4 protein-coding genes are annotated in these 4030 nt (G+C 42.8%); 3 read left to right on the top strand and 1 reads right to left on the bottom strand.

Features of this window, described 5'->3' with window-relative positions; translation table 11 throughout:
• Nucleotides 1–411: 411 nt before the first annotated feature.
• The gene (locus tag F8S12_RS12735) at nt 412–618 is read left to right on the top strand and encodes a hypothetical protein (protein WP_196516641.1); all 207 of its coding nucleotides are present in this window, start codon (nt 412–414) and stop codon (nt 616–618) included.
• Here the strand turns inward: F8S12_RS12735 and F8S12_RS12730 are convergent.
• A complete protein-coding gene (locus tag F8S12_RS12730; protein ID WP_196516640.1) occupies nt 604–1659 on the bottom strand; it encodes a 1-acyl-sn-glycerol-3-phosphate acyltransferase in 1056 nt (351 codons plus the stop codon). The genes F8S12_RS12735 and F8S12_RS12730 overlap by 15 nt on opposite strands.
• A 129-nt stretch (nt 1660–1788) precedes the next feature.
• Between F8S12_RS12730 and F8S12_RS12725 the strand changes: the two genes are divergently transcribed.
• Both F8S12_RS12725 and F8S12_RS12720 read left to right on the top strand, forming a co-directional pair.
• Nucleotides 1789–2130: a hypothetical protein gene (locus F8S12_RS12725; protein ID WP_196516639.1), complete on the top strand. Its 342-nt coding sequence runs from the start codon at nt 1789–1791 to the stop codon at nt 2128–2130.
• Nucleotides 2131–2276: 146 nt separating this feature from the next.
• Nucleotides 2277–4001, top strand: a complete 1725-nt coding sequence (locus F8S12_RS12720) for an ABC transporter ATP-binding protein (protein WP_196516642.1) — start codon at nt 2277–2279, stop codon at nt 3999–4001.
• The last annotated feature ends 29 nt before the right edge of the window (nt 4002–4030 follow it).

Here is a 4030-nt window from a genome sequence, read left to right as displayed (position 1 = left end):
GGGGTGGGGGGTTGTGTTTTGGTTTGTTCTTCTCTCGCGTCCAGACTTGTAAACTGTAACATATAAGGCTTACAGAAAATTGTGAAGATTCACAAACAACTCATTTTCCACGAAGTATTGCGGTTTCTACGTTTCCGATACCTGGCACTGTGGCTTTTCAAAAAAAAAGAGACTCATATTATTTTACTTGTAGTACTCTGTTAGCAACTTGCGGGTTATAACAATTAGCAAATATTAGATGCCATTTTTTCGTTAGTCGCTTCCCACTCATCCCAAGCAAGGTAGTCTTATTTGTCTTGGAGAAGGTTTCTTGCTCTTGCGTTTTCAAGAAAAGCATCATGCCCAAATGACTTATTCTTCTGTCGGAGCTTTTCTATTAACTTGCCACCTAGCGTCCATGTAGCATCACCAATGTTTTCGCCAATTTTCTCCTGTGCTTTAGTCCAAAGTGTAGTTGCGATGTCTACGACGGGCTACGCCTACGCAGTAGCAACAGCCGTCAGTGTTACAGTTAGCATAAATTCATTACAAACTTACAGTAGTTTTCATTTAATTGAACCACACCGAAAACCTGTTGTCATCAAAGAATTTAAGCTTGTACTATTAGAATTTACCTAAAAACTGATTAATTTGAAGTTGCAATTTTTCTCGTAATTGTTGCGCCTGTTGATAAACTGCTGTACGTCCTTTGTTTGAGTAGGTGTCTAATTCTGCTGGTTCTAAAGGCTGAATAAAGTAACGCAGACGAGTTTTCATTGCCCAAACTCCCATTGAGGGAAACAGAAATAAGCCAAACATCAAAGGCGAAAAAGGCAAGAATGGTAACTTGACTAGCTGTTGCAATTTTTTTAAATTAACAGTCCAAGGATGCAAAGATTCACTACCAATACAAACAACTGGCAGAATGGGAATATTATAGCGATCGCTCAACTGAATAAAGCTGACATCAAACTTTTCTAGTTGATAGCGTCTTCTCCAACCTTTCAGAGGCCCGCGCATACCTTCGGGTGCATATAAGAGAATTTTACCTTGGGCGATCGCCCTTGGCGTTGGCGTAGCCATCGCTGCCTCAAAATCATTTAATTCGGCTCGCACACCACCTAAAACCTGTGACCATTTAGGTGGTAGCCACCAAATCACCAAAGGATGCTCAAATAATGCTGTACTTGCTAGGGGTTGCATTTCCCATCCTCTGGCTTCACTTAATAGATAACCCAAGGTCAAAAAGTCCCAAGGAAAACACATCCCTGCATGATTCATTGCCACAATCAATGGCCCTGTTTGCGGCAAGTTTTTGACTTGCTGTAATTCTCCACGAAAATAATATTTCACAATGGGGCTAAGAACTTCTTCGCTAAAAGCTTGTTGATACTTAGGATCAAATTCACCAACTTCTTTTCGTGGTAAACGAAAGCCAAGACGCAACCAGCGACTCAGTAGCGCCAGATAAAATCCGCCAGGAATTAAAAACAATCCATATTCTATCCAATTCCAACCATCTGGATCGGTATAATAGTGCTGCCAGTGACGGTTAAATAAAATCAGCCAGCCTGGAGGATACCAAAAACAAAACCAATCAAACCAACTAAATTTATAGCCTTCATCTGAAGCTTTTTCCAAATGAGTATTTAGGAGGTTTTCGGAGTCTTGATTAATCAAAATAGTGGTGTGAATTAGGCAACAGTTTCGTTAGTGTACCATAGCTTTATAGCTTTGTTATTGGCATCTTACTATAGAAGTAAAATTAACATTGAGTTAGTTAAATAGCAAAAATACTACTTAACAAGAATGACTTCCTTCAACATCAACCTTTATTTGTTCCTAAAAAACCTTGTCTTTTTCGTAATTGCCACATTTTTTAACCTCGTTTCTAGCCTCTGGCTAGAAATGCTTGCTCATTGCGGCTCTGCCGCAAGTCTTGAGGCGGCAGCCCTTCCGTTAGGCATTCCCAGTCGGAGACTGGGAACGAGGCAACGAGGCAAACACACAAAGCCCTATACCCTGCCTTTACCATTAGCTGCTTGGTATAAAGTCTGGTTTTTATCAGTGCAATTGCTAGGAGGACTGCTGCCATTAGTGGTTATGCTGTTGTGGGGTGTATGGTGGAGCATTGGTGTCAACTTAAGCTAAAATCCCTTTAAAACCTCGTTTCTAGCCTCTGGCTAGAAATGCTTGCTCATTGCGGCTCTGCCGCAAGTCTTGAGGCGGCAGCCCTTCCGTTAGGCATTCCCAGTCGGAGCAGGGGAACGAGGCAACATCGTTGTGGACGTTACAGATTGAAAACCCGTTCTAATTACTGGCTACTGCTGCCTTACATCCGACTCCAGTGGCAAACCATCACTAGAGGACTTGTTGGCATTTTAGGATACGTACTGGCAACATTAGTGCTGATAAATCTCGCCGGGAAATTGGCAACTCCCTTTGCACAAGGTAATGTAGTAGCGATCGCTCAAATAACTGGTAGCTGTGCCTTAGTCTTTCTTGTCAGAGGCTTGTTTCAGTCTATACAAGATATGTACATGGCAAAAGCTGCTTTGAGAGTTGCTTTTCATCTCCGCCAGCAAGTCTACGCCCATCTTCAAAAGCTGAATCTCAGCTATTTTGAAACGGCAAAAGCAGGTGATTTATCTTACCGCCTTACAGAAGATGTTGACCGGGTTGGCGAAGTAGTAAATAAAGGATTTCACGACTTTATTCCCTGCATTTTGCAACTGGTGGCAATTCCGATTTACATGATTTACCTAAATTGGCAACTGACATTAGCAACAGTGATAGTTGCACCGTTGATGGGTATTTTAATCGGCTGGTTTGGTGAACGGTTACGCAAGTATTCCTTAAAAAGTCAAAATCGTGTGTCGGGTTTATCAGCCATCCTCTCAGAAGTTTTTAACGGTATTCGTTTGGTACAAGCTTTTGCTGCCGAAAATTACGAAATCGCCCGCTTTGGCTATGAAGCAGAACGCAGTCTCAAAGCCAAATACTCAGCCGAACGCCTCAAAGCAATTCAAATTCCGATCATCGGATTTCTAGAAGCCTTAAGTGCGTTATCGTTACTCATTGTGGGAGCGTGGCAAATTTCCCAAGATAACTTAACAGTGGCGGATTTTTTCAGCTATTTGGCGGCGGCGGCGCTGTTAATTGACCCTATTGGTCACACAACGAATAATTACAACGAATTTAAGCAGGGTGAAGCATCTGTTGACCGCGTTTTTGAATTGATGGCAATTCAGCCAACGGTGATCGAAAAAGCACATGCGATCGCTCTACCTCCAGTCAACGGTCAAGTAGAATATCGTCATATTTCCTTCGCCTATAAACCAGGTGAACCTGTCTTAAAAGATATCAGTTTATTAGTATCTCCAGGTGAAGCGATCGCACTTGTGGGTGCTTCTGGTGCTGGTAAAACCACATTTGTAAATCTCCTCCCCCGTTTTTACGATCCCGAAGTTGGGCAAATCTTCATTGACGGTGTTGATATTCGAGATGTCAAGCTGCATAGTCTGCGGCGACAAATTGGGATTGTTCCCCAAGAAACCATCATGTTTTCGGGGACAATTGCCCAAAATATCGCCTTTGGACAAGATGTTTTTGACATGGAAGCAGTTAAAGAGGCGGCAAAAATTGCTAATGCCCATCAGTTTATCAGCCAACTGCCAGAAGGTTATCAGACTTGGGTGGGCGAACGTGGGGTAAACTTATCTGGGGGACAAAGACAAAGAATTGCGATCGCTCGTGCTGTTCTCCTCAATCCCCAAATCTTGATTCTGGATGAGGCGACATCAGCATTAGATTCTGAGTCAGAAGCACTGGTACAGGAAGCGCTGGAAAGATTGATGGAAAAACGGACAGTATTTATTATTGCTCACCGTTTATCGACAGTTAGGAGGTGCGATCGTATTTTAGTCCTCGAACAAGGACAAATTGTTGAATCGGGAACCCATGAAGAATTATTAGCCCTAGAGCATCGCTATGCGCGGTTTTATGCCCAGCAGTTTAGTTAGTCAAATGGGGAGTGGGGAGTGGGGAGTGG

This window comes from Nostoc sp. WHI (genome assembly GCF_015714725.1).
GTDB lineage: Bacteria > Cyanobacteriota > Cyanobacteriia > Cyanobacteriales > Nostocaceae > Nostoc.
Note: the sequence above shows the minus strand (reverse complement) of the source record. Positions and strands in the feature narration are given on the sequence as shown.

Bases quoted from the DNA above. Each gene is read 5' to 3' on its own strand.
- F8S12_RS12735 (WP_196516641.1), top strand. From the start codon at position 412: ATGTTTTCGCCAATTTTCTCCTGTGCTTTAGTCCAAAGTGTAGTTGCG.
- F8S12_RS12725 (WP_196516639.1), top strand. From the start codon at position 1,789: ATGACTTCCTTCAACATCAACCTTTATTTGTTCCTAAAAAACCTTGTC.